The sequence below is a fragment of the Pseudomonas sp. genome (assembly GCF_030147005.1).
GTDB lineage: Bacteria > Pseudomonadota > Gammaproteobacteria > Pseudomonadales > Pseudomonadaceae > Aquipseudomonas.
In genome coordinates, this window is record NZ_JASLAW010000129.1 from 26195 (window position 1) to 50418 (window position 24224).

General features: G+C 59.8%; 21 protein-coding genes and 1 pseudogene. 9 read left to right on the plus strand and 13 right to left on the minus strand.

The window, feature by feature from the left end; translation table 11 throughout:
- Positions 1-24 precede the first annotated feature (24 nt).
- The 5 genes from Q1V60_RS11750 to Q1V60_RS11770 form a co-directional block, all read right to left on the minus strand.
- A complete protein-coding gene (locus tag Q1V60_RS11750) occupies positions 25-1014 on the minus strand; it encodes an ABC transporter ATP-binding protein (RefSeq protein ID WP_300630432.1) in 990 nt (329 codons plus the stop codon).
- Positions 1011-1811: an ABC transporter permease gene (locus Q1V60_RS11755; protein ID WP_300630433.1), complete on the minus strand. Its 801-nt coding sequence runs from the start codon at positions 1809-1811 to the stop codon at positions 1011-1013. Before Q1V60_RS11755 ends, Q1V60_RS11750 begins: the two co-directional genes overlap by 4 nt.
- Positions 1798-2634: an ABC transporter permease subunit gene (locus Q1V60_RS11760; RefSeq protein ID WP_300630456.1), complete on the minus strand. Its 837-nt coding sequence runs from the start codon at positions 2632-2634 to the stop codon at positions 1798-1800. The genes Q1V60_RS11755 and Q1V60_RS11760 overlap by 14 nt, the downstream gene beginning before the upstream one ends.
- 5 nt (positions 2635-2639) lie before the next feature.
- On the minus strand, positions 2640-3446 hold the full coding sequence (locus tag Q1V60_RS11765) for an alkaline phosphatase family protein (RefSeq protein ID WP_300630434.1): 807 nt from the start codon (positions 3444-3446) through the stop codon (positions 2640-2642).
- Positions 3447-3609: 163 nt separating this feature from the next.
- Entirely contained in the window at positions 3610-4686 is a 1077-nt protein-coding gene (locus Q1V60_RS11770; RefSeq protein ID WP_300630435.1) for an ABC transporter substrate-binding protein, read from the minus strand.
- 349 nt (positions 4687-5035) lie between these two features.
- On the opposite strand from Q1V60_RS11770, the gene Q1V60_RS11775 reads away from it, so the two are divergent.
- A complete protein-coding gene (locus tag Q1V60_RS11775) occupies positions 5036-5749 on the plus strand; it encodes a UTRA domain-containing protein (protein WP_300630436.1) in 714 nt (237 codons plus the stop codon).
- 113 nt (positions 5750-5862) lie between these two features.
- On the opposite strand, the gene Q1V60_RS11780 is transcribed toward Q1V60_RS11775, so the two are convergent.
- The 8 genes from Q1V60_RS11780 to Q1V60_RS11815 are packed head-to-tail and all read right to left on the minus strand — an operon-like array spanning position 5863 to position 12034.
- On the minus strand, positions 5863-6825 hold the full coding sequence (locus Q1V60_RS11780; protein WP_300630437.1) for a zinc ABC transporter substrate-binding protein: 963 nt from the start codon (positions 6823-6825) through the stop codon (positions 5863-5865).
- Complete coding sequence (locus Q1V60_RS11785; protein ID WP_300630438.1) at positions 6825-7724, minus strand: metal ABC transporter permease; 900 nt, start codon at positions 7722-7724, stop codon at positions 6825-6827. Before Q1V60_RS11785 ends, Q1V60_RS11780 begins: the two co-directional genes overlap by 1 nt.
- On the minus strand, positions 7721-8467 hold the full coding sequence (locus Q1V60_RS11790) for a metal ABC transporter ATP-binding protein (RefSeq protein ID WP_300630440.1): 747 nt from the start codon (positions 8465-8467) through the stop codon (positions 7721-7723). Before Q1V60_RS11790 ends, Q1V60_RS11785 begins: the two co-directional genes overlap by 4 nt.
- Positions 8464-9396, minus strand: a complete 933-nt coding sequence (locus tag Q1V60_RS11795; RefSeq protein ID WP_300630441.1) for a metal ABC transporter substrate-binding protein — start codon at positions 9394-9396, stop codon at positions 8464-8466. Before Q1V60_RS11795 ends, Q1V60_RS11790 begins: the two co-directional genes overlap by 4 nt.
- 19 nt (positions 9397-9415) lie before the next feature.
- Entirely contained in the window at positions 9416-9976 is a 561-nt protein-coding gene (locus Q1V60_RS11800) for a DUF6162 family protein (protein WP_300630442.1), read from the minus strand.
- A complete protein-coding gene (locus Q1V60_RS11805) occupies positions 9973-10302 on the minus strand; it encodes a hypothetical protein (RefSeq protein ID WP_300630444.1) in 330 nt (109 codons plus the stop codon). The genes Q1V60_RS11800 and Q1V60_RS11805 overlap by 4 nt, the downstream gene beginning before the upstream one ends.
- Complete coding sequence (locus Q1V60_RS11810; RefSeq protein WP_300630445.1) at positions 10299-10835, minus strand: thiamine pyrophosphate-binding protein; 537 nt, start codon at positions 10833-10835, stop codon at positions 10299-10301. The genes Q1V60_RS11805 and Q1V60_RS11810 overlap by 4 nt, the downstream gene beginning before the upstream one ends.
- Complete coding sequence (locus Q1V60_RS11815) at positions 10835-12034, minus strand: PepSY domain-containing protein (protein ID WP_300630447.1); 1200 nt, start codon at positions 12032-12034, stop codon at positions 10835-10837. Before Q1V60_RS11815 ends, Q1V60_RS11810 begins: the two co-directional genes overlap by 1 nt.
- A gap of 611 nt (positions 12035-12645) precedes the next feature.
- On the opposite strand from Q1V60_RS11815, the gene Q1V60_RS11820 reads away from it, so the two are divergent.
- From Q1V60_RS11820 to Q1V60_RS11855, 8 genes and pseudogenes are all read left to right on the plus strand, one after another.
- The gene (locus Q1V60_RS11820; protein ID WP_300630448.1) at positions 12646-13848 is read left to right on the plus strand and encodes a radical SAM protein; all 1203 of its coding nucleotides are present in this window, start codon (positions 12646-12648) and stop codon (positions 13846-13848) included.
- A 30-nt stretch (positions 13849-13878) separates the two neighbouring features.
- On the plus strand, positions 13879-15246 hold the full coding sequence (locus Q1V60_RS11825) for an ATP-grasp domain-containing protein (protein WP_300630449.1): 1368 nt from the start codon (positions 13879-13881) through the stop codon (positions 15244-15246).
- Between the two features lie 4 nt (positions 15247-15250).
- Complete coding sequence (locus Q1V60_RS11830) at positions 15251-15976, plus strand: 2OG-Fe dioxygenase family protein (protein WP_300630450.1); 726 nt, start codon at positions 15251-15253, stop codon at positions 15974-15976.
- Positions 15973-17220, plus strand: coding sequence for an MFS transporter (locus Q1V60_RS11835; RefSeq protein ID WP_300630451.1), 1248 nt, complete (start codon positions 15973-15975; stop codon positions 17218-17220). Before Q1V60_RS11830 ends, Q1V60_RS11835 begins: the two co-directional genes overlap by 4 nt.
- A 102-nt stretch (positions 17221-17322) precedes the next feature.
- Positions 17323-17625 (plus strand): annotated as a pseudogene (locus tag Q1V60_RS11840) (antibiotic biosynthesis monooxygenase); the annotation flags it as partial.
- Positions 17626-17923: 298 nt separating this feature from the next.
- Positions 17924-18193 (plus strand): hypothetical protein, encoded by a 270-nt coding sequence (locus Q1V60_RS11845; RefSeq protein WP_300630452.1) that lies wholly within the window; start codon positions 17924-17926, stop codon positions 18191-18193.
- A 481-nt stretch (positions 18194-18674) separates the two neighbouring features.
- Positions 18675-22643 carry a DUF1592 domain-containing protein gene (locus tag Q1V60_RS11850; RefSeq protein WP_300630454.1) on the plus strand — a complete coding sequence of 1323 codons (3969 nt, stop codon included), beginning with the start codon at positions 18675-18677 and terminating at the stop codon, positions 22641-22643.
- A 92-nt stretch (positions 22644-22735) separates the two neighbouring features.
- Positions 22736-24016 (plus strand): DUF1552 domain-containing protein, encoded by a 1281-nt coding sequence (locus Q1V60_RS11855; protein ID WP_300630455.1) that lies wholly within the window; start codon positions 22736-22738, stop codon positions 24014-24016.
- Positions 24017-24224: the final 208 nt, after the last annotated feature.

Genomic DNA, 24224 nt, shown 5'->3' on the forward strand with positions numbered 1-24224 from the left:
GCTCTCTCAGTCGGTCGTTGCCCGTCAGGCTACTTCACACAGCGCGCTTGGGTCGATGAAAAGCGCCAGTCGCTGGCCGTCCGGATGCAGATCGGCGGCGCTGCGGTTAAGCACATCCACCACCAACTCCACGCCACGGGCTTCGATACGGTAGCGAATCACGTTACCCAGCAGGCTGTGGCTACGCACCAGCGCATCGAGTTCGCCGCTGCGGCTCAGTTCGATGGCTTCAGGGCGGATTGCGATGCGCCCGCTGATCGGCCGTTGCAGCAATTGGCTGGCCTTGCCGGCATCCAGCAGGTTGTAGTTGCCGATGAAGCCCGCTGCGAAGACGTCCACCGGCGCCGTGTAGAGGGTCTCGGCATCGCCGCTCTGTACGATCCTGCCCTGGTTCATCAGAAAGATACGGTCCGACATGGTCAGGGCTTCTTCCTGGTCATGGGTGACAAAAATCGTGGTCAGCCCCAGCTCGCGCTGGATCTGGCGGATCTGCTCGCGCAGGTGCTTGCGAATCCGCGCGTCCAGCGCCGACAGCGGTTCATCCAGCAACAACAGGCGCGGGCGGGTCACAAGGGAGCGGGCGAGGGCTACGCGCTGACACTGGCCACCGGACATTTGATGCGGGTAACGGCCGGCCAGCTCGTTGAGTTCCACCAATCGCAGTACGTCCTGCACCCGCTTGTGACTGTCGTCGGCGTTGACTTTTTGCATGCGCAGGCCGAAGGCGACGTTCTGTTCCACAGTCATGTTGGGGAACAGCGCATAGCTCTGGAACACCATGCCGATATTACGTTTCTGCGGGCTCAACGGGACGATGTCCTGGCCATCCAGCAGGATTTTCCCGCTGTCCACCGAGGTCAGCCCGGCGATGCAGCGCAGCAAGGTCGACTTGCCGCAACCGGACGGGCCGAGCAGGGTGACAAACTCGCCCTTGGCGATTTCGCAGTTGATATCACTGAACACCGGGGTGCCGGTATAGCTTTTTTGCAGGTGTTGGACGCTGACGAAGCTCATTGGCTTTTGTCCTTGTTCAAGGTATTGGCGGCCCAGGTCAGCACCAGCACGAAGAAGAAGTAGGAGATCACCACGGCACTGGTGAAATGGCCGCTGCTGTTGCGCATGTTGTTCAGGTACACCTGCAGGGTTTCGTAGCGGGTGCCGACCAGGATGTTGGCGAACACGAACTCACCGAACAGAAATGAGAACGACAGCAGCAACGCCACCATCAGGCCTTTGCGCAGATTGGGCAGGACGACGAAGATCGCGGCTTGCCAGGTACTGGCGCCGAGCAGTTGCGAGGCGTCCATGAGGTCGCGCAGATTGATCGCCTGCAGGTTGTTGGTGATCGCGCGATACATGAACGGCAACGCCACGGTGAAGTAGCAGCCAATCAGAATCCACGGCGTGCCCACCATCGCCAGCGGTCCGGAGCCATACAGTTGCAGCAGCCCCACCGACGACACCACCGGCGGCACGGCGAACGGCAGCAGGATCAGGATGTTCATCAGCGCATCCAGTTTGGGGAAGTGGTAATGCACCACGAACAGCAGCGGCAGAATCAACACCACCGAGAGGATCAGCGCGCCCACGCACACCAGCAACGATTGCCCGAAAGCCATCAGAAAGCGTGGGTCGCTCCATAGCTGCACGTACCACTTCAGGCTGAAGCCAGCGGGCAGGATGGTGGCTGACCAACTGCTGGAGATGGAGTAGACAAAGGTGCCCGCCAGCGGCAACACCAGGATCAGGAACAGCAGGTACACCACCACACGATGGTAGAGGGTCGCCGGGCCGGCTTCAGCGCGAGACATGGTAGCTCCTCTTGAGCAGCAGTTGATGGACCACCGTGACGACGGTCATCAGCGCCACCAGCACCACGGCCAGGGCGCTGGCCATGTTCGGGTCCAGTGAGACGTCACCGGAGACCAGCCCCGCGATGCGGATCGGCAGTACGTTGAAGTTGCCGGTGGTGAGGGCGTACACGGTGGCATAGGCGCCCAGGGCGTTGGCCAGCAGAATCACGAATGTGCCCAGCAGTGCGGGCGCAAGGACCGGCAAGCCGATATGCCGCCAGAACTGCCAGCCATTGGCGCCGAGCAGGGCGGCCGACTCACGCCAGTCTTCGCGCAGCGCGTCAAAGGCCGGATATAGCAGCAGCACGCCGAGGGGAATCTGGAAGTAGGTGTAGAGGATGATCAGCCCGGTTTTGGAATACAGGTTGAAGTCCTGAATGATTCCCGCCTGCTTGAGCATGATGGTGATGCTGCCGTTGAATCCCAGCAGGATGATGAACGCGAAGGCCAGGGGCACGCCGGCGAAGTTGCTGGTCATGTTGGCGAAGGCCGTGACGAAGTTGCGCAGCGGCGAATCCACCCGGCGCAGCGAGTAACTGCCCAGCGTGGCGATGATGATGCCGAAGACGCTGGAGTAGAAGCTGATCTCGAGGCTGAACTGGATCGCCTGCAGGTAGAACTTCGAACTGAAGATGCGTGTGAAGTTTTCCAGGCTCCAACCGGTGTCTTCGGTTTGCAGGCTGTTGATCAGCACCCAGACCAACGGGGCGATTTCGAACACGATAAAGAACAGCGCGAAGGGCACCAGGCACAGCAAGGCCAGCCATTTGCCGCGAGTCATGGCATTCACTTGAGCAACTCCCGGCAGACGGGTTTGTCATGTGGCACGCCGAGCAGCTCGCAGACAGTGCCGCACAGATCGGTCTGTTTCGGCGCCGCGTTGGCATTCAGGCTGAACGCGTCGCCAAGCACGAACAGCGGCACTTCGCGCTCTTGCGGCAGCAGGCCGTTGTGGGAGCGGTCGTTGTTCATGCCGTGGTCGGCGGTGACCAGCACCTGGTAATCGGCGTCGAGCCAGCCTTGCAGGTAGTCAGCGAGAATGATGTCGGCCGAGCGCGCGCTGTTGCGGTACTGCGCGCTGTCGAGGCCGTGCTTGTGGCCGGCGTCGTCGATGTTCATCGGGTGCACCAGCAGAAAGTCCGGCGCGTGCTTGAGGCGCAGGCTTTCGGCGTCGGCAAACAGGTGGGAGTCGGGGTAGTGGTCATTCCAGTAGAAATGCCCATGCTGGATCGCCAGCGCCTCGTCGTTGGTATGACGATCACGGGCGGCGAGAAAGGGGCTGCGGTTATACAGTTCGCTGACCCAGTGGTAAGCCGCCGCCGCAGTGGTCAAACCGGCGCTGGTGGCGTAATGAAAAATGCTGCGCCGGTTGGACAGGCGCGAGACGTTGTTGTGAACGATGCCGCTCTGGATCGGCGGTACGCCGGTCAGGATGCATTCATACAGCGGGCGGGACAGGGCGGGCAGTTCACATTCCAGTGTGTAGAGGGCTGCGCGTCCTGCGCCGACATAGGCCTGCAAGTGCCCCATGGCGTGCCGGGCAACCTCGAAGTTCAGGCCGTCGAGCACAACAAGGATGACAGGGTGCTTCATGGGGGCTGGGGCTCCGCAACAGGTTAGTCTTGGCTCGAAGGGGGGCGACCTGTAGGAGTGAGCTTGCTCGCGAAAAACGCCAACGATAACGCGGGGAGTATGGATCCCCGCAGCGCACTCAGGTTTTTCGCGAGCAAGCTCGCTCCTACAGATGGATACAGGCTTACTTCATTTCTACGATGACCTGCTCGTTCCACAACTGCGGCAGTTTCTTGGACGTGGCTTCCCACGCATCGGCATCCTTGATCGGCTGCGGGTTGGCCTTGGTGTACTGCTCACCCGGGATCAGGTTCTTGGCGATGTCGGCTGGCAGTTTCAAGTCGGTTTCGGCGCGGATCGGCCGTGCATTGCCCTTGGCCAGGTTGAGCTGGCCGGCATCGCTGAAGATGTATTCGCGCGTCAGCTTGGCGGCGTTCGGGTGTTTGGCGTATTTGTTGATGATGGTGGTGTAGCCGGATTTCACCGAGCCGTCCGAAGGGATGAGCACTACGTAATCATCCGGGTTGGCCATCTTGGCTTTGTAGCTCAGGCCGTTGAAGTCCCAGACGATACCCACTTCGACTTCGCCTTTTTCCAGGGTGGCGATGGTCGGGTTGGACAGGCCGAGGCGACCTTGCTGGGCGATCTTGGTGAAAAACTGCAGGCCCGGCGCGATGTTCTTCTCGTCGCCTTTATTGGCGATGGCGGCTGCCAGCACGGCGTTGGAGGCCTGCGCCGCGGTGCTCACGTCACCCACCGAGACCTTGTACTTGCCGGTTTGCAGGTCGGCCCAGCTGGTGGGCACTTCGGAGCCGTGCAGCAGCTTCTTGTTCACGATGAACGCGATGGTGCCGGTGTAGGCCAGGGCCCAGTGACCGTCTTTGTCTTTTGCCCAATCCGGCACCTGGGCCCAGGTGGACGGTTTGTAAGGCTGGGTCACTTCCTGCTTCACCGCGATGGGACCGAAGGCCGCGCCCACGTCGCCGATGTCGGCGCTGGCATTGTCTTTTTCGGCTTTGAACTTGGCGATTTCCTGGGCCGAACTCATGTCGGTGTCGATGTGCTTGAGGCCATAGATTTTGGCCAGGTCTTCCCAGGTGCCTTTCCAGTTGGCCCAGTCATCGGGCATGCCGACGCTGTTCACGGCGCCCTCGGCCTTGGCGGCGGCTTCCAAGGTTTTTAGATCGGTATCAGCGGCCATGGCGGCGGTGCACATGGCAATGGTCGAGCCTAACAGTGATGCCAGGAAAAGCTGTTTCATCCGAAGCTCCTTTGGGCGTTTTCAACGCGGCGTTTTATGCAGGCGGTGTGGTTGGTCTAGGTCAGAGCAATACCTGAGCCAATCTAGACGCGATGGATGACAGTTTCATGTCGATGTCGTTTTTGAAACGCTGATGTCGTCCGGTGCAGAGTGAGCGTAGACCATGCCCGGGTGCCCGTAGCGCCTGGACTTGGCCGATGTATTGCAGAGTGTGGTGCGCAGGGGCGGACGCGGCTGTCATCTGTCGGTCATCTGTACTGCCTAGGCTGTCGCAGCATTGAGGTGGGGCGTTTTATGCAGCTTTGGGTGCACTTGAATGGTGCTGGTCTAGTCCAGAAAGGTAACGTTGATGCGTGATGACGCAATCAAAGCGGTAACCTCCATCGGCCTGGCGTTGCAGGAGCAGATCGACCATGGCCTGTTGCCGCCGGCCAGCAAACTGCCCGCCGAGCGCAAGCTCAGCGAGTTGTTTGGTACCACTCGAATTACGGTGCGGGAAGCCTTGTTACAGCTTGAGGCCCAAGGGCAAATCTATCGTGAGGAGCGTCGAGGCTGGTTCGTCTCGCCGCCTCGGTTGGCCTACAACCTGATGCAGCGCAGCCACTTTCACGCGATGGTCAACGACCAGGGGCGGGTTGCATCGACGCAGGTGATTTCTGCGCGGCTGCAGCCCGCATCGGCCGCGGTGTGTGCCTGGTTACAGCTGCCGGCGCTCTCCAGCGTGATCCAGATTTGCCGGGGGCGGCGGATCGACGGGCGGCTGGTGCTGTACGTCGAGCATTACCTGAACCCGCAGTATTTCCCAGGGATTCTGGCGTGCGATCTGAATCAGTCGATGACCGAGTTATATGCCCGCAAGTACGACCTGCACTACGGGCGGGTGCGTTTTGAGATTGTGCCGACATCGCTCCCGGTGGAGGCGGCCTCAGCGCTGCGTGTATCGGTGGGCAGCCCGGGCTTGCGGATTGCTCGGGTGAACTATGACCAGCACCAGCGATTGATCGACTGCGACCTGGAGTTCTGGCGGCATGATGCGATTCATGTGGGCGTGGACGTGGTTTGATTTTGGCAAGGGAGCTTGCTCCCGCCCGACGGCAGTCGCCGGCTTTTGGGGACGCTTCGCGCTGGAACGCCAACCCGGCCCAGCGGGAGCAAGCTCCCTCGCCACAGCTTGGCTTAAGGCATCAGCGTCTTGATCACCCGATCCACATTGGTTTCCAACTCCATCACGGGGTCTGCGCCGTCCACATTCAACACCAGCAGTTTAGAACCACCAGCAGCGACCGCAGCTTTCACTGCCTCACTCGGCTGGCGGTGGTGCAGCACCACCGCCACGTCATTGTCCGTCAGCTGAGCACTGAGCTTTTGCAGCGCTTCAGGCGTCCAGTCTGCATCTGGTCGCGCATCTGTACTGAGCCCTTCCAGATTCAAGCTGCTGATCAAATAGGCAAAGTGATCGCTCAAGCTGACCACACTCAGATTATCGGCCTGGGCCAGGCGCGCTTCGCTGTCGGCGGCGAGTTTGAGCAGGCGCTGTTTGAGCGTGGCGAGGTTGGCGTCGATCCGGGGTTTGGCGCCCGGAGCCAGGCGGCTCAGGTCGGCCGCCAGCACGTCGGCCATGCGCCCCATGTTGTTGCTCGACTGCCATGGTTGGCTGTTCAAGCCATCGCTGACGCCCGGCTGCACGGCGATGCCCGGTAAGCCGCCGTCAACCGGGCGGGCGGCGTCGACTTCGACAATGCGGATGTTGCTGCGCCGCGCCACAGGGTAGAGCGGGTCATCCGCCCACAGCGAGCGCAAGCCGATGGCGGCATCGGCAGCCTGGGCCAGTTGGCTCAGCGCCGGCGCACCGCGCCCGGTGAAATAGGACACTTGCCGCGAACCGGGCAGGTTGGCGGGTGCCGCGCGTTCGAGCAGCACGTCGGAGCCCTTGAGCAGCACATCGGCAAGGCCGTAGGTGATCGGCAACGAGGCCAGCACCTTGACCGGTTTTACCGTTTTGCTCTTGGTCAGCGCGGCATGGCCAAGGCCATGGTTGGCGACGAAGTCCTTGGTTTGAAAACCATCCACGACGGCAAGCGCCGAGGTGCTGATCAAGCAAGCAATGGTCAGGGCCAGTGGGCGAAAGTCAGGGCGCATTATCCAAGATTCCCTTTGAGGCTGGGCACCGTGCCGCGCGCAATGGCGGCAAGGGCGAAAGCGATGCCGGCGACCAGAATAATCGCGGCGCCGGACGGAACAGGCAGGTCGAAGATGATCGGCAGCAGGATGCCGCACAGGGTGCTGACGGTGGCGATCACCACCGAAACCCAGAAGAACCCTTTGAGCGACTGGCTCAGCAGCCGCGCCGCCGCCGCCGGTATCACCAGCAGGGCACCGACCAGGATGGCGCCGATCACCTTGACCGCCGCGACGGTGATCAGCGTCACCAGAATCACGAACAGATAATCCAGCGTCTTCACCGCCACCCCGCGTACCGCCGCCAACTGCGGGTTGAAGCTGGCGAGCATGATGCGGTTGTACAGCGGCAATGCCAGGGCGATCACCAGCGAGCCGACGACCGCCAGCACCAGCAGGTCGTTGCCATTGACCGTCAGCACCGAACCGAACAGCACGTTTTCGAGGATGTGCACATTGATCTTGCCGGCCAGGATCAGCAGCAAGCTTGCGCCCAGCGCCAGGGACACCGACAGGAACACGCCGATCAGCGTATCCGGCGCCAGGCCGGTACGGTTGCGCAGGTAATTGAGCAGGATGCCGAATAGCAGGCAGTAGCCGAACAAGCTGCCGTAGGGCCCGGTATAAGGTTCGCCCAGCAGAATGCCTACGGCGACGCCGGTCAGCGCGGCGTGGCCGACCGCTTCGGAGAAAAACGCAAAGCGCTTGACCACCACCAGGGTGCCCAGCCCGCCCAACACCGGGCCGATCAGCAAGCCGGCGAGCAGGGCGTTGACCACAAAACCGTAGGCGAGCGCCTCCGGCAAATAGCCGGAAGAGGCCCAGCCCTGAACCATCAAGCGAAACGCTTCATAACTCATTGCGCCGCGCTCCGAGGGTGGGTGGAGAACAAAGTCAGCAGGCGGTCCGGTGTCAGCGCCTCTTTCGGTGTGGCATCGAACAGCACGCGACGGTTCAGGCCGGTAACGCGGTCGGCCAGGCGCCCAACGGCATCAAGGTCATGCTCGATCCACAGCACGGTGATGCCGGCCAGGCGCCAGTCGTTCAACAGGCGTTCAAACACCTGGATACCGGCTTCATCGAGGGCCGACATCGGCTCATCCAGCACCAGCAATTGCGGTGCCGGAATCAGTCCCTGGGCCAGCAACACACGCTGGCGTTCGCCGCCGGACAGCGCGCCCATACGGCGCTTGCGCTTATCCTGCATGCCGACCCGTTCCAGCGCCTCGCCAATCGCGCCGGCGTAATGCCGGGACAGGCCGAGAAACGCAGGCCGCCGCTGGCACATTGCAGCCATGAAATCATCCACGGTCATCGGCAAACCCCGATCGAACTCCAGAGCCTGAGGCACATAACCGATGGTGCCGGGCGTGTCCGGCCACTCCAGGCTCAATCGGCCCTGGTGCGGTGTTTGCCCGAGCAGCGTCTTGATCAGCGAGCTTTTGCCGCCGCCATTCGGACCGACCAATGCATGGATGCTGCCGGGTTGTACCCGCAAGCTCACCTCATCGAGAATCACGGTGCGGCCCAGGGTCAGCGAGACCTTAGTAAAATCGATGGTCGGGCCGATGCAGGTCACGTTCAATAGTTGCGCCGCCGTCATGCCCCCGACTCCTGAATCGCGCGGACCACGGTGTTGAGGTTGCCGGTCATTTCCACCTCATACTTTTGCGCGCTGTACTCGCCGTAGGAAATATGTGACAGCGGGTACAACCTGACCCCGGATTCACGCTGGATCGTATCGACATAGGTGGACGGGAAATCCATTTCCGAGAAGATCACTTTCACGTCCAGGGCGCGCAGCTCATCGATGGTTTTCTTCAATTGGCTGGGACTGGGCTCGATACCATGGGCCGGTTCGACCACGGCGGTGACTTCCAGGCCGAACTCGCGCAGCAGGTAGTCGTAAGCCGCGTGTACCGTGGCTACGCGCAGGTCCGGGTTGGGTGCGCTGGTCAGCTTGGCCAGGGCGTCGGCGCGCATCTGGCGTAGACGTTTGCCGTAGGCGCGGGCGTTCTGGGTGTAGGTCTTGGCGTTGTCCGGGTCGAGCTTGCCCAGCTCGCGGGCGATGTTGTTGACCTGGGCAATCGACGCACTGATCGACAGGAATGTGTGCGGGTTGACCACCTTGCCCGCACCGCGTGCGGCGTTACCGGTGGCGGCCAGCAGGGGTACATTGGCGTTGGCTTCGATCACCGGGATATCCGGGCGCTCGCTGGTGGCGATCATGCGGTCGGCGAAGTCGTCATGACCGACGCCATTGAGCACGATCACGTCCAGCGTGCCGATACGCTTGATGTCTTCGGCGCGCGGCTCGTAGGCATGGGGGTTGAAGCCCGCCGGGATCAGCGGCACTACTTCGGCCTTGTCGCCGACGATGTTGGCCACGTAGCTGTAATAAGGATGCAAGGTGATGCCGATGCGCAGGCGTTTGCCGTGTTCGGGGCTTGAGAGCGCGTTCGCCAGGGGAGCGAGCATCAGGCTGAACAGGCCAACCAGCAACAGGCGCAACAGGGGAGATGAAATGGACATGGGCAATCGGTCTTCTCGTTCAGTGGCGGTGCTGGCGGGTCACGCCGGCATCGAATTGCGCGACCACCTGCTGCCAGCCGGCAGCGATCAGCGCCTGGTCAGTGAGGTCGGAGGGGGCAGCCAGGTCTTTGCCACGGTTGAGCCAGATATCCGGCTCGGTACCTTGCACGCGCATCAACAGCGAACCGCTGGTGCCCGTTGCCTGGCTCAAGCCCAGGTAGGTCGAGAGGGCGAGCAGCTGCCAGCGATGATTGCCGCGGCTGACGGAACTGGCGTCCTGGGCGAATGGCGCAAAGCCTTCTTGCGCCAATTGGTCCGGCGTTGGCAGGGCGTTTTGCTCCTGCTGCAGCAGGTGGATTTCATCCAGGGTCACCCGCAAGTCGGCGTAGATGCCCTGTTCGGCGGCGCTCAGGTCGCGTCGGGCGTCCAGTTGGTGGCTGGGCACCGCTGCAACCTCTTGGGTTTCACCGTGCAAGGCCACCACCGTTCCCGCCACCGCAAGGATGATCAGGCACAGCAGCAGCACGTACAGGGTTTCATGGCCCGCGCCGGCCGGGCGCACTGTTTGTACGGTACTCATTGCGCCTGGATATCCGCTTGGTCGATTTCCACCACGTGACCGGGGCCGGCATCAAACAGTACATAGAATTCGGCTGCGGGTTTCTTGAAGGTCAGGGTCGAATCCTCACCGAGCTTGCCCGGCACGAGGATGGTCTCGTCGTAGCCGATCACATCCAGGGTCACGCCCGGAGCGCCGCTGCCGTCGGAGAATCCGCCTTTGCACTGGATCTGCTCGCCGGGGATTTCCTTGCATTCGCACATTGGGTTGTGAGCGAGGGCAACGTTACTGAAACCGGCACTGAGCAACAGCACGCAACCGGCGTAAGTCAGGCGCTTGAAAATCATGGTTTAACTCCTTGCTTGTTCAACCAGGCAATGGTGGCAGGCGAGGCCTGGCTTAGCGGGATGGAACCCTGGTGCATGGTGCCGTCCCAGCCTTCCATGGTGACCCACAGTTCGGCGTCGACCGGCGTGCGCTGCGGCACCGGCACGATGGCGCCCATGCGATAAGGCGTGCCAAAGAAGATTACCCCGGCGGCCCGCAGGCTGCGGGGTTTGCCGATGCGCAGGTAAGTGGCTTTGACCTGCTCGGCGCAAGTGGCGCACAGGGCGGCGTTAAAGGCTTTCATCGGGCCGGCCGGGTCCGGGCGCGGACCTTCGTTGCGAAACTCAGCGAGGGTCAGACTCCAGGGGCCGACTTGAACTTCCCCGGCGACCCGCTCGCCGATGCCGGTGTCCCCGCGAAACAGGGCGGCATCGGCAAAATACTTGGGCATGAACCCCAGCGGCACCAGCAACAGCAGGATGTTTATATGGAAACGCCACTTCAACCACCACGCCCGCAGCGGTGAAGAGGGTTTGGCTGCGACCTTGCTCATCAGTGAGTCTCCGAGGTTTCAGCCTGCACGGCTGGGGTGGGCACAGGCTTGCGCTGGGTTTTGGCCTCGCGTTTGAGGGCGTTGAGGGTGGCCAGGGCGGTACGCTTGGTCCAGATCAGCAAGCCGCTCAATACCATCATGCTCAGTACCAGGCCGAAGAAGGCCCAGATCAGCTTGATCCACAACCCACCGAAGTCCCCGGTGTGCAGGGGGCGCATGGACTCGGTGACGAACTCCAGCGCGGTGCGGTCGGACAGCAGGTGCGAGACGGCGATTTCACCGCTGTAGGGATTCAGTTGCGCGGTCTGGAACATCAGCGGGTACCAGCCGCGCCCGCCGATCTGCAGGTGGCTGTAGGCATTGAGCGGCAGGAACGCAAACGTGGCCTCCAGCCCGGGGATGCGCTGGGTGGCAATCTTGATCGCTTCGTCCAGGGCGATCATCGGAGCCGGCACGCCGGGCGCGGACAGCGGCACCTTTTCCCGTGCTATCACCGGCACGATGGGCTCGCTGGAGATGGAAATCTGGTTATCAGCCAGGGTCGCCTCGATCAGGAACCAGGTGCCGGTAATGGAAATGACGGCGATGAACCAGATCGACCAGATACCGCTCAGGCGGTGAAAGTCACCCCAGAAGATGCGCGCGCCATGACGGATACGCAGGGTGGGGCGGAAAAATCCTTTCCAGAAACGCTTGTACACCACCAGCCCGGTGACCAGTGAGGCCAGCAAGGGCAGGCCGAGCAGCGACACCAGGTACCAGCCCCAGCTGTAGCCATTGGTGAACGGCACCAGCCACCAGCCGTGCAGGGCGCGGGTGAATTGCTGGAAGTCGAATGCCGGGCTGATGCCTTGAATGGCGCCCGTGTAGGGGTTGGCATAGGCATCGACCGAACGCCCGTCCGGATAGCTGAGGCCGACCATCAACGCAAAGTGCGATTCGTCGGGGCGGATGATCGAGCGCACGATGACCTGGGGTTCGTCGCGCTTGATGGCAGCGATCACCTGGTCGAAGCCCAGCGGCTGGGCGTCGTCCGACGGCTTGCTTGCGCGGATATCAGGGTTGGCCAGCCAGACGATTTCCTGGCTGACCACCGCCAGGGTGCCGGTGACGCAAACGATCAGTACAAAGAACCAGATGGGCAACGCCAGCCAGCTGTGTACGAGAAACCAGAGTTTTGAGCGTGACTTCTTCGACATATGGATGAGGGTCTTGATCGGAGGGGCGATGGAGGCCCGGAAAGGCCGGTCGTAGCTTTTGCTGACGCGACGGGCTGTATCTAAATTAAGACGGATGAGAACGAGAAAACCCCAAGCGGAAAGTGAAAGAAAATGTTTCAGATTCGCAAGGGCGTCGTGAGCGCGGGGGATGATCGTTCGGGATTCCATCGAGGTTGAGTGTCGCCGCGAGGTGCAGGCGCAAGACGAAGTGGGATTCACTGGGCTACGTAGTTGTATAAGTATAAAAACGCGGGAATAAAAGTCAGTTAGGTATTATTTACTTTTTAAATGAACGAATGTGAACGATGAAATACCTTTGATTTCGGGTAGATGAGCGCAGGCGGGCGTTAAAGCTAGAAAAAACAAAAGTTATTGTATTGACGGTGTGGAGACCTTCCGCTTAAGTACATGTCGGCTTGGAAGTCAGATAATTTAAAAAAAAAGGAGGTCATTACATGTCCGTGCCAGTCAATTTTCCGTACCCTGAAATAACAAGTTTTTATACCTTTCCAGCAGGGCTGTTTAAATCCGCCATTTGATCGCGGCCCGTTGGCCAGTCGATTGTCATTGTTGCGACTATCGCTCCTCCCGTGAAGGAAGGGCACGCATTCATATGCCTGAACAGAGAGTACTTACTCATGTCGATTTTTGATCAAGGAATTCATCGCTCGGTACAGTGGCAAGACTGGCGTTGGCAGCAGAAGAATGCCCTGCGTGATGAACCGACACTTCGCGCTGCCTGCGGTGGTTGGGGCGAAGAAACAACCGCGCATATCGAACACAACCTGCAAGGGCGCAAGATGCAGATCACGCCTTATTATATTGATCTGATCAAGCGTTCTCTGACCAGCACAGAGGTTATGGACCACCCGCTGTGGCGCCAAGTGGTGCCCTATTGGAGCGAGAAGGTCGAGGGTGATTACGATGGCACTTCCGAAAACTGGGAGCTGGGCCATGAAATGAAGACACCCATCTGCCAGCACAAGTACGACAATCGCGTCATCCTGCGCACCACCAATACCTGCAATGCCTATTGCCAATTTTGCTTCGAAGCGCTGCGCACGTTGCAGGTGGGCACTGACAAGGCCAACGCCAGCCGGGATTCCTTCATGGAGTCGGTCGAATACATCCGCGCCAACCCGGCCATCGAAGAAGTGATTCTCAGCGGCGGCGACCCGCTGATGCTTGCCGACCGCAAGCTCGAAGAGTACCTGGCCGCACTGCGCGGCATCAGTGACGACCTGCTGATCCGCATCCACTCGCGGGCCTTGAGCTTCAACCCGTTTCGCGTGACCGACGAATTGATCGCGATGTTGGATAAGTACAAGGTCAATGCGTTCGGCGTGCATGTGTGCCACCCGCTCGAACTCAGCCCTGACTTTGCGGTGGCGGTCAAACGTATTCAGGGCGTCGTGCCGATTGTCTTTTCCAATATGCCGTTGTTACGGGGTGTCAATGACGATGAAGCGACGCTGCATAAACTGTTTATCGATCTTTATCGTCTGGGCGTAAAACCTTATTACTTATATCACTTCATGCCATTTTCACCCGGTGCTTCGGAATACAAGGCATCGATCAGCCAGGCCATCGCTATCATGGATCGGCTCAAGCGGCGAGTGTCTAATATCGCCCTGCCTGAATATGTATTGCCCCACGCACAAGGCAAGTTTACGGTGCCACTGTTGGACTTTGAAAAGCCTGAAAGTTTACCGTACTTTGAAGTTCGCGATGGGCAGCGTCATTACCGTTTCCGTAACTGGGAAGGGCAGTGGTGCAGTTGGCAGGATGCCTGAATCAACTTATGGACCGAGGCGGTACAGGTTATGAAGCAAGACGCCATTCTTTTTATTGATGTCGATGACGGTACTTCTGTTCGTTATAACTACCGAGAGCCGCACTTTGCGGCTGCCCGCGCCCAGGGCCTGGCGTGCTTGACGGCGGGTGTGACGGGGCGCAGGCATGTACAACGGCTTCGGGACGACAGTGATGCTGTGTTTCTGCTCGATTCGCTCAGCGAGCAAGCCATTCTTGATCTGGTTGGCCGGCTCGATGAGCAGTATCAGGTTCGCGGGATTTTCTGCCAGGCCGGTCATCCGTCTGCGCAAGGCGAAGTGGGCTGCATCGTTGCGCGGGCTTCCCGGCGCCTGGGCCTGGTGTACAGCTGCCCGGAAGCGATCGCGGCGTGCAACAACAAATTCCTGATGCGCAGCGTACTTAAACAGCACGCCATTCGCTCCGTGCCGTTTGCGATGTGCAATAACGAACAGCAACTCCAGCAGGGTGCCGAGCGGGTGGGTTACCCGCTGATCGCCAAACCCCCGTTTGGCGGCGCTTCGGCGTTTATCAAAAAGTGCTCCAATTGGGCAGAACTGCGCAGCCATTACGCGCTTTTTGTCCGGGGGCACGCCGCTGCGGCGTATGCCGATTTTTATGGCTGTGCACACACGTTGCTGGCAGACGACGGCCAACGGCATGACTACATCCCCGGCCGCAGCCTCTTGTTGGAGGGCTACATTCCCGGTATCGAAGGCAGTGTGGAATGCGTGGTGGTCGGCGAGTGCGTCCATCCGCTGCTGATCAACGAAAAGCTGCTGTTGACCGAGCGCAGTGGCACGGTCCTCGAAAACCTGCTGATTTCCCCACCGACCACCTTCACCGATCGCCAGTGCGAACAGATCCGCGAGTACGCCGTGGCGTGTTTGCACGCGGTCGGCCTGACCAACGCCGTGGTGCATTTCGAGTTCCGCATGACGGAGGAGGGGCCGGTGGTGATCGAGATCAACCCGCGCGTGGGTGGGCTTTATGTGAACGCGGCGTTCCGTGATCTGGCCGGTATCGATCCCTATCAGCTGTATCTGTCATTGTTGACGGGCGAGCAGGGGCTCAATGCGCAGTTGGAGGTGGCCGCACGCAAGGTTGATGAGGCCGGGCAACACTACGCGATGCTGGCGATTTACCCGCAGCACAGCGGCCGGTTCCAGGGCATCGAAGGCGTGGGGTTTCTCGACCGCAACGTCGCGGTGATCGAGTATGCCCAGCAGGAAGCGGGCCACATGATTGATGCGGACATCGAGGAGCATTATCTGCTCAAGTGCTGGGCCAGGGTCGAAGACGCGGCCCACGCGCGCGCACTGCATGATGCGGTGAGTGAGCATCTGCACGTCATCATCGACAACCCAGTGGCAGGATAGCGATATGGACATCCCACGGATTTCGGCGCATTTGCGCGAGCATCATTACTGCCACCGCCGTGACTTTGACGAATTGCTCAATGTCGAGCCCGCGGAGGAGCAAAGCTTCCGGGCGTACTGGGCCAACCTGGTGCGCGACGAGGCGTTCAAGGCGTACACCCATCGCGAGCGGCGTATCTTGCGCTATCGTTTATTACCTTCACGGCAGTTGCAGATCGACAGGAACACCGCGTTCGAGTCGCCTGTCACCTATGCCGTCAACTATCGCCAGGGGGTGAACCACTTGAGCTATAGCGAGCAGGGTTTTATCGATCATCCGCTGACGCACAAGCTGCTGGCCGCCGACCTGGCGGTGCTTGCGCCGCACTTGGGCGAACAGAGCTATACCATCGACATCCACCAGTTCCGCGTACGTGCGGACGCGCAAGCGTGCAGTCCGACCACGTCGGGAATTCATCAGGATGGCCTGGATTGGGTATTCATGCATTTTATCGGCGAGCACAACACGATGCCGGTGGTTTCGGAAGTCTTTACCAGTGAAGCGGAGCACAGTCGGGTGTTGAATTTGCCCATGGAGCGCTTCCTGGAAACCATCGTGATCAATGATCGGGGGCTCTATCACCGCGCTGGGGCTGTACGGCCGAAGGTCGATTCGACACCGGCCTGGCGCGATATGCTGTTGGTCAGCCTGCGCAGCGTACCCTGTGACGAAGAGGTGCCGACCGCATGAGCCAGGATCAACAGTTGCGCTTGTCGACGCGTAACGCGCGGCTGATCATATTTGCTCGTGGCGTTTCGGACTTTGGCGCCTTCCTCAACATGGTGGCGTTGTCCACCTATGTCTATTGGCTCAGCCAAAGCGTGGTGTTCGTCAGCATCTTTCTGGCGTGCCGCGTAACCGGTGGGATTGTCGCCAGTCTGTTCGGCATCCCGTTTTTCCGGCGCTTCGCCGGGCGCGGCACGTTGGCGGGGCTGGATTTGGCGCGAGCGCTGTTGCTGACGCCGCTATTGCTGCTCATCCCTGCGCATCAACTCAGCCTGTTGCCGTTCATTGCCTTTGGTATCGGCCTGTGCAATTCGCTGTTTGCCATCGGCCTCAACAGTCAGTTGCTCACCTGGGTAGCCCTTGAGCAGCGGGTGAACACCAACGCCTGGATCACCTCGGCGGCCGCCACCGGCGCAGTGTTCGGCAGTTTGCTGTCGGGGTTGCTGATTGCCACAGGGGGATTTGAGGCGGTATTCGCGGTGAATATCGGGACTTATGTGATAGCCGCTTGCCTAGTCCTGCCATTGCGTGCGTTGTACCGTGCCGCCGTCGCCACGCATCGCGGGCTCTCGGCCGAATGGCACGCGTTGACCATAGGGCTGAAAGGCGCGCCGGTGTTAGCCGCCATGTTGTTGATCAGCATGCTCGACACCCTTGGCAGCGCGGCGCATAACGTCGGCTGGCCGGTGTTGTCCCAGTACATTTCCCCGGACACGGCCAAAACGGTGATGGGTTATCTGCTGGCGGTTTGGGCCTGTGGCAAGTTTATCGGGGCGCGCATCGCCAGTGCGCTGCTGAAGGGCCGTGGCACTCCAGGCATGGAGCGCCTGTTCATGTTTGGCGTGGCGCTGATGTCCAGCGGCTTTATCCTGACGTTCCAACAAACCGAATTGTGGCTGGCGCTGCTGTTGGTGGTGTGGGCGGGGCTGGGGGACGGGCTGTCCGAAGTTGCGTTGGTTTCCCGTGCGCAAAGTGAGCCGGATAGCTTGCGTCTGCCGCTGTTCAGCTTGTTGACCCTGATTCAGATGGCGGGCTTTGGCGTGGGGATGCTGGTGGTCGGGCCGTTTTACGTGACCTGGACGCCGGCCCAGGTGATCGTGCTGTTCCACGGGCTACCGCTGACGGCGTTGTTGGTGATGACCCTATGGCTGGGGTGTACGGCTTACCGGCGTACGCCAGACGTGTCGGGTACACCGCCCAAGCGTTGAGAACACCCGTGGCTGGGCGCACCGTCAATCATGGTCAGCGCGGCGTCCCGACGCGAAGACTCAACTGGGCTCCAGCAACTACGCTCCCGGCCCGCGCTGACTGAGCAATCGGCCCGGGTGGCGGCCTTGGCGGTTCAGGGCGAGCGACCGGCCAGGAACCATGGCGGCTTTTTGAGTGCAAGCGTGCCGGTCAGCGATGACGCGCGGCGGGTGCTCAACTACCTCCGATGGCAAACCCGTGAGGATGGCGAGGCGGCATTCAAGCGCTTGGAGCAGGGCGGCGAGGATTTCTGGACGCTGATCCGGGTGCACCAGGCCAGGGCTGTGATCTTTGATGCGTTCCAGGTGCTGCGAAGTTTTGAGCGCAGCCATGACGATGCCTTGCACTGCCGCCTGAATGGATAGGCGCAGCATCCGCCCGCCCTGCAGGAACGCCAACGCCGCCCCCCCTCGCGACCTCGATCCTTGCCACGGGCCACCTGAAATCCAAGCGCTGCTCGAGTACGTCCATAACCTCAGCGCCCGGCGCAACCGGCCATTCGTGGCCGTCAACCGAGGGGGGGCTGTCTAGAATATTAGGGGGTTGCTATTGAAGGTTGCGTAACGGTTGATAGCGACTATCACGGACGATGATTTTTCGCTGCGAAGGGGCGGGAGTAGCCTGTGTTCATTGACTCGAAACCTCTTCGGCAGGACCGCTCCCATGAATCGACTACTCGCTATCTCGTTACTGCTTGTCACCTCCGTCCTCGCCGGATGTACGAGCCATCCGTCGCCGGAATTGCGTCCCTACACGGCGCAGGAAACCAAACAACTGGCACTGGAAGCGCTGAGTCGTCGGGGCTTGTCATTTGATGAATATCAACAGCGCCGCGCCGCGCTGACTGGTCGGCCACAGAAAGCCTTCGGCTTTGATCAACAGGCCGAAATGAATGCGCAACGTGCTGCACAGTGCTGCGGTCGTGCGAGTTGAGACCCAGATGGCGACGGGTACGTCATCAGGTTTGACGATGTGATATCTGTGGGCTAGAACTTAGCATTAGCAACTCATCACTGCTGCAGTGCGCGGGCAGGCGGATGGTTGAGTCGAGTGTCTGATTTTTCCTGTTTCTTTGGCTTCTTGCCATGTCGTAGTTTTGCAGCGAAATAGCAGTGCAGGACATTCCAATCGGGTGAACTTCGGGTTGCATCAGCCGTTCGCGGCGTGTAAATCCGTGCCGGGTGCTTTCTGACGGGAACGTGAAACTGCGCAGTCTTTCTTCGATGGGAATATGCCTGGCCTGCCATTGAGGCTGGTGATCATGAGGATGTCGAACGGTTGGGGTGCGCTTGTTTCGTACTGTGGTTGGGCTTTGCCTGGCTTGTTCTTTGCGTTGCTGGGTGTGGAGGTGTCTGCGGCAGCCTGTACGGCACCGGCTTACAAAGCGGGGACACTCTACGAGCAAGGCGATCAGGTGCAGAACCAAAAAAAGCAGTTTGAGTGTTGGAAGGACAGTGACGAATCGCCGTTAGGGCCGGGCAGTTGGCAATGGTGCCGGCAGAGCGACTACAACCCTGGCTTGCCCGCCTCCAACGGCGCCGTTATTTGGGGTGATGCCTGGAAATACCTCGGTGAGTGCGGTGGCAACCAGGGTAACCGGCTGACCTTGAACTTCACTACGTTGAGCGGCCGGGGCCCCATCAGCCAGCCAGCGCCGGGCGTGGCGCGGGCCGATCAGGTGGTCACTGGAGTATTGCGCTGCAAAGCCGAGGAAATACCGATCAGCGCCAAGTCGGGCGAAACCATTCACCTCGATAATCTGAAGGCCTGCGACTACCAACTGGTGATGAACCCCGCAAGTGGGTTTGTGCCCTTGAACACGCCGCGTATCGTTTCCTTTCAGCGAGAAGAGGGCGAGGAACAGACAGTCACCTTGAAGTATCGGCCACCGGTGCAGGTGAGCAGGCTCAGCGGCCTGCCCGGCGTCAAGATTGAACTGTTTGCCCAGGGGCTGATCCAGCCTCGGCAGATGGCGATGGGCAAGAACGTTCTCTACGTAGGCTCCAGTGCGATTCCATCCTACGTCTATGACGGGAAAATCGCCGATATGATCTACGCCTTGCCCCTGGACAATGCCGGCAAACCAACCGGTATCTACGTGATTGCCAGCGGGTTGGAGGAGCCTCATGGCGTGGTCTATCGTGACGGCGATCTGTACTTCTCGACCACTGGCGGCCTCTATCGTTTGCGTGACGCCGATGCGCATTACAAGGATCCTTCGCCTGAACTGGTGTTCAAATTCCCCGCCGATGATGCGCGGTTTCCGTTGCCTCCCCTGTCTTCCGGTTCCAGTACGCGCTTCTGGCATATGAAGCATCCCTTGCATTTCAATCCGCTGGACCCTGACGACACCGGCCTGTACACCGCCGTTGGCATTCCTTGCAACTTGTGCATGATCCCGCCTGACCCGCGTTACGGTACATTGCTGCGTTACGACACCGTGACCGGTAAAGCGCAGATTCTTGCAAAAGGGGTGCGTAACTCCGTGGGGTTCGACTGGCATCCGCAGACCGGTGAAATCTGGTTCACCGATAACAACCGGCAGGGCTACCCCAACCCGGACGAAATCAACCGCATCAGCGGCCCCGACCTGCACTTCGGTGTGCCCTACCTGTTTGGCAAAGGCACGCCGGGTTTCACCGATGAAGAGTTCGGCAACCCGGGTGTGATCCAGCCGCCCCTGGTCCAGGGAGCGATTGTTTCCGATAAGCCCCAACAGCAGATCGACCCGAAAGACTACGTGCCGGCAGCCTTTGAACTGGGTACCAACACCGCACCCCTGGGGCTGAAGTTCTGGAGTGGCTACCCGTCTCAAACAAACTCGCAGAACATGCTGGTTGCCGTGCATGGTGCGGGCACGGCGGAGCGACCGGGTATGGATGTGCGAGTCGTCTCGATCCAGGACGGAAAGCGGGTGGTCAATCAGATCCCGTTGATCAATGGGTTTATCCAGGACCCACAACGTTTCGACGTGTACTGCCTGGATGACTCCTGCATCGGTCGGCCTGCTGACTTCCTGATATTGCCCGACAACAGCCTGTTGATCTCCGATGACGTCGCCGGGGTGATCTATCGCGCCAGTTATGACCCTACAGGCTTGCCGGACACAGAATTGACTCTGCGGCCGGCGCTCGCCCCGGCGCATGAGCTGGAGGACGAGATGGTCAGTGGCACGCTGATTTCTCCGGGCGGTAATACCCGGCAGTTCCATGCTTCCTTCAACCCTGCTGACAGTTATGCCGCATTGGTCCTCAAGGGTTTGCCCTACGGGACTTATCAGGTTCGACTCAACGATGTGAAAAATTGGATTCCACAGACGCGCAATACTTCGATCACCTTGTCTGCCGACGAGAATAAGCGAGAGTTGTACATGCAGTATCGTCTGCGGCCGATCAAGCTGGATGTCAAGATCACACTGTTGGCGCCTCCCAAGCCTGCGTCGGTGACGGATTCCACTTGGCATTACACCCTCAAGCTCAAGGGCTCTACGAGCGCCGAGCCCAAAGTGGTGCAGGTGCCATGGGGTGAGAGCGTCACCGAGATTCTGGACTACGGGGATTACGAGGTCATCTTCCCCTTTTACCCACAGGAAATGCCGCAGCCGGAACAGGTCTCACTGCGCATAAACGAGGAAAGCCAGGACGAGCAATTGACACCCATCAGTTACCGTCATGAACCGAAGTTGGGCGAGACGGTGCTTGCCGAGTCCTGTACCAAATGCCACGCGGTGGAGTTCTTCGATAACCTGCGCATGGCGGTGGCATGGAGCAGTGCCGGCCAGGATGCGTTGGTGCGGCAAATCCAGAGCATGCCGGTGGCCGGGCATTGCGACACCACCTGTGCGACCGAGATCAGCAAGCATTTGTTTGAGGTGGTGTGGGCGCCCTACCTGAGCCCGAACGAGGCTCGCGGTAATCGGCAGTTGCGCTTGCTGACACGCGATGAATACGCGGCTAGCGTCAAGGACATACTGGGCGTGGAGGTCGATACCCAGAAGCTGCCCACAGATAAATCCGAGAAGGACTTCAAATTCCCGGGTGAGGCCAGCAAAGGCCTTTTGCAGGCAGAAGATATCAAGCAGTTGTATGGCATGGCTGTGTCGATCGCCGAGCAGGCGACACCCCAACGCGTAAAACGCTTCAGATCGACTGCCGGTACCCTCGAGGTGAGTGCCTTGGGCTATCAAGTGTTCCGCCGTCATTTAAGCCCGTCTGAGTTGTCGCGTTATCAGGCTGTGCTGGATGAGCACGGAGAGGGGGCGCTGATCACTGCGCTGCTGTTGTCGCCCAACTTCCTGTATCGCTCGGAGTTGGGTCAGGCTGTCGTGGGGCAGGCCGACGTCTACAAACTGACCCCTTATGAGACCGCAGCCGCGTTGTCCTATACCTATCAAGGCACCACGCCGGACGCGCAACTATTGGCCAAGGCTGAGCGCAATGAGTTGCAGACCACGCAGCAAATCGCTGCAGAAATTGACCGGATGATGCGCACTGAACGGGGGCTTGAGCAGTTCAATCGGTTCATCGGCTACTACATGAGGACTCAGCGCGGGGTGCAGGAAAAGCCTGGGCTGAGTGCACAGATGATCCAGTTGATGATCCAGGAACAGGCCATGTTGACCCGTCATGTGATGCTCGACGGCAAAGGGACGCTGGACGAGTTGTTCAATCCGGGCGTGACATTCCTCAATAAGGCACTGGCCGAACACTACGGTATTGGCGGAGTAACCGGTGACACGCTGCATAAAGTCGCCGTGGATGAGAAACGTGGTGGCCTGTTGCACCTGGGCCTCTTCCAGGCCTCTACCGCGGACTACAAGGTCACGTCATTGGTCAAGCGCGGTATCGCGATTCGCGAGCAGCTTTTTTGCCGGGAGTTTGGGGCGCCGGTCGAAGCCGAACCGACGGAACCGACCTACCCACCGCGAGCGATCAGTACCCGAGAGCGCTGGGACCTGGTCAATGGTGAGCAGGCTTCGGGAGGGCGTTGCTGGCAGTGCCATCAGTACATGAACGATACCGGTGCATCGATGGAGCATTACGATGCCGCCGGGCGCTATCGCCAGCAGGAGCCTGCCTACAACTACGCCCAGTTCCCTGTGCAAGTGCCGATCAAGTCGTCCGGCCCGTTCATCGGGGTTGATGGCACGGTGCCAATTGACGATGTGCGAGGTATCTCAAAGTTGATCGCGCATAACTCGGCGTCTCTGTTCTGCATGGCAGACAGCTATTTCCGTTTCGCTTCGGGTAACAAATCCGACAAGTCCACTTCCGCGACGGTGAAGGCATTGACCGACGGATTGAAAGGGAATGGCTCATTACCAGCAATGTTGCGCACGCTGGGCACTTCCAACGCGTTCCAATTCAAGACGCAGAGGGACTAATCATGGATATCTTGAAAAGTCGTCGTCGCTTTCTGGCCGGCCTGGCTGCGCTAGGGGTGTTCGGCCCGCTCACCCAATGTGGCCTGGCGCGCATGGCCTTGGCCGGGCAACGCCAGCAGGCCAAGCTTAAAGTGGTTTTCTTTGTGGTGCCTGACGGCCTGGCGGTTGACTCTGCAACCGCTTACTCCAGTGATGGTCGTGGCCTCTGGCACCCCTCCGCCAACGCTTTGGATACGTCGGACTTCCAGCTCAATGAGGTCAGCCAGGAGCTTGCGGCCTATAAAAACCAATCCTTGTACCTGCGTGGGACGATTCTGGGCCCAGGCAATGAAGGCCATAACGGTTGGACGTGGGCGTTGCGCGACCGCGAGAAGGTGATGGCTTCGATTGACGTATTGCTGGGTCGGCATATGCCGGGGACTGATCCGTCTCAACGCAGCCTTTTTGCCGGACCGCATTCGGGCATTGACGGCACCGCCTGGCAGGTATCCTGGGAGGGGCCGGAGAATGGCGGTGCAATGCGCAGGCCCGAGCAGGACCCGGTGTTGATGTACGAAAAAGTTTTTGGCACGGTCAGTCGTGAGGTACGCGAGCAACAAGTGCGCAATGCGCATGTATTTGATCCGGTGCTGGCGGATATCAATGAGTTGCGAGGCAGGCTTGCCGGGGCGCAAAGGCAAAAGCTCGAAATGCAGCTTGATTCAGTGGAGCAGGCCATGAAGGACATGGAGCAAACGCTGCCGCCCATCGGTGAATGCTCGCCTTTGGAACTGGACACGGTGCCATTCAAATCCGCGCAGTTTCGTAACCAGGTACAGCATCACCATCATCAAGTGGTTGCCACGGCGCTGGCGTGTGGCATCACGCGTGTCGCGACGATTCAAGTCGGACGCTCGGCGGAATCGCTCAATATCCTGGACGTCAGTGAGGTGACCAACCCCCATGATTGTGCCCATCGTTATGCCGGGCTGGACGTATGGAAAAAATCCCGGCAGTGGTACACCCAACGAGTCAAGCTCTTCATGGACGAATTGGCACGCCATGCTGACCCTGATGTGCCGGGTGAAAGTCTGCTTAAACACACGCTTGTCGTGTTTACCAGCGAAATGGCCGATGGTGCGCCTGAGCATACGAAGGATATGCCGTTGGTACTGATGGGGGGGGCCAGTGGGTTGTTGAAGAGCGGCGAGGGCGCGGGGCGCTATTTCAATATCACCGCCCAAGGTGACCGTCAGCAGGAAGGCAATCCGGTCATTGGCAATAAAATGGTCGATATGCAGCGGATCTGGGCCACCATTGCTCAGGCGGCCGGAACCAGTGTGCCTTACAATGGAAACATCGATCCGGTGAGCGGATTATTTACCAACGTCTGACCTGCGCGGTGCTGCATTGGAAGCCGAAAAGTCCGTATGGCGGGCGTTTCGGCTTTTTGCATTTACACCCAATCGTTATAACGGACGCGCCGTTGAGCCTGTTAAGCTGAAAACCAGGAGCGTTCCTACGCACTTTTTCATAAAGTGGTCCTTCTTTAATGGCATTCGATCAGTTAAACCTGACGACCTCTGTTCTGTTCGATGCCCC

Coding starts and splice junctions, on each gene's coding strand:
- Q1V60_RS11750 (WP_300630432.1), bottom strand. CDS start 1,014: ATGAGCTTCGTCAGCGTCCAACACCTGCAAAAAAGCTATACCGGCACC.
- Q1V60_RS11755 (WP_300630433.1), bottom strand. CDS start 1,811: ATGTCTCGCGCTGAAGCCGGCCCGGCGACCCTCTACCATCGTGTGGTG.
- Q1V60_RS11760 (WP_300630456.1), bottom strand. CDS start 2,634: ATGACTCGCGGCAAATGGCTGGCCTTGCTGTGCCTGGTGCCCTTCGCG.
- Q1V60_RS11765 (WP_300630434.1), bottom strand. CDS start 3,446: ATGAAGCACCCTGTCATCCTTGTTGTGCTCGACGGCCTGAACTTCGAG.
- Q1V60_RS11770 (WP_300630435.1), bottom strand. CDS start 4,686: ATGAAACAGCTTTTCCTGGCATCACTGTTAGGCTCGACCATTGCCATG.
- Q1V60_RS11775 (WP_300630436.1), top strand. CDS start 5,036: ATGCGTGATGACGCAATCAAAGCGGTAACCTCCATCGGCCTGGCGTTG.
- Q1V60_RS11780 (WP_300630437.1), bottom strand. CDS start 6,825: ATGCGCCCTGACTTTCGCCCACTGGCCCTGACCATTGCTTGCTTGATC.
- Q1V60_RS11785 (WP_300630438.1), bottom strand. CDS start 7,724: ATGAGTTATGAAGCGTTTCGCTTGATGGTTCAGGGCTGGGCCTCTTCC.
- Q1V60_RS11790 (WP_300630440.1), bottom strand. CDS start 8,467: ATGACGGCGGCGCAACTATTGAACGTGACCTGCATCGGCCCGACCATC.
- Q1V60_RS11795 (WP_300630441.1), bottom strand. CDS start 9,396: ATGTCCATTTCATCTCCCCTGTTGCGCCTGTTGCTGGTTGGCCTGTTC.
- Q1V60_RS11800 (WP_300630442.1), bottom strand. CDS start 9,976: ATGAGTACCGTACAAACAGTGCGCCCGGCCGGCGCGGGCCATGAAACC.
- Q1V60_RS11805 (WP_300630444.1), bottom strand. CDS start 10,302: ATGATTTTCAAGCGCCTGACTTACGCCGGTTGCGTGCTGTTGCTCAGT.
- Q1V60_RS11810 (WP_300630445.1), bottom strand. CDS start 10,835: ATGAGCAAGGTCGCAGCCAAACCCTCTTCACCGCTGCGGGCGTGGTGG.
- Q1V60_RS11815 (WP_300630447.1), bottom strand. CDS start 12,034: ATGTCGAAGAAGTCACGCTCAAAACTCTGGTTTCTCGTACACAGCTGG.
- Q1V60_RS11825 (WP_300630449.1), top strand. CDS start 13,879: ATGAAGCAAGACGCCATTCTTTTTATTGATGTCGATGACGGTACTTCT.
- Q1V60_RS11830 (WP_300630450.1), top strand. CDS start 15,251: ATGGACATCCCACGGATTTCGGCGCATTTGCGCGAGCATCATTACTGC.
- Q1V60_RS11835 (WP_300630451.1), top strand. CDS start 15,973: ATGAGCCAGGATCAACAGTTGCGCTTGTCGACGCGTAACGCGCGGCTG.
- Q1V60_RS11845 (WP_300630452.1), top strand. CDS start 17,924: ATGAATCGACTACTCGCTATCTCGTTACTGCTTGTCACCTCCGTCCTC.
- Q1V60_RS11855 (WP_300630455.1), top strand. CDS start 22,736: ATGGCCTTGGCCGGGCAACGCCAGCAGGCCAAGCTTAAAGTGGTTTTC.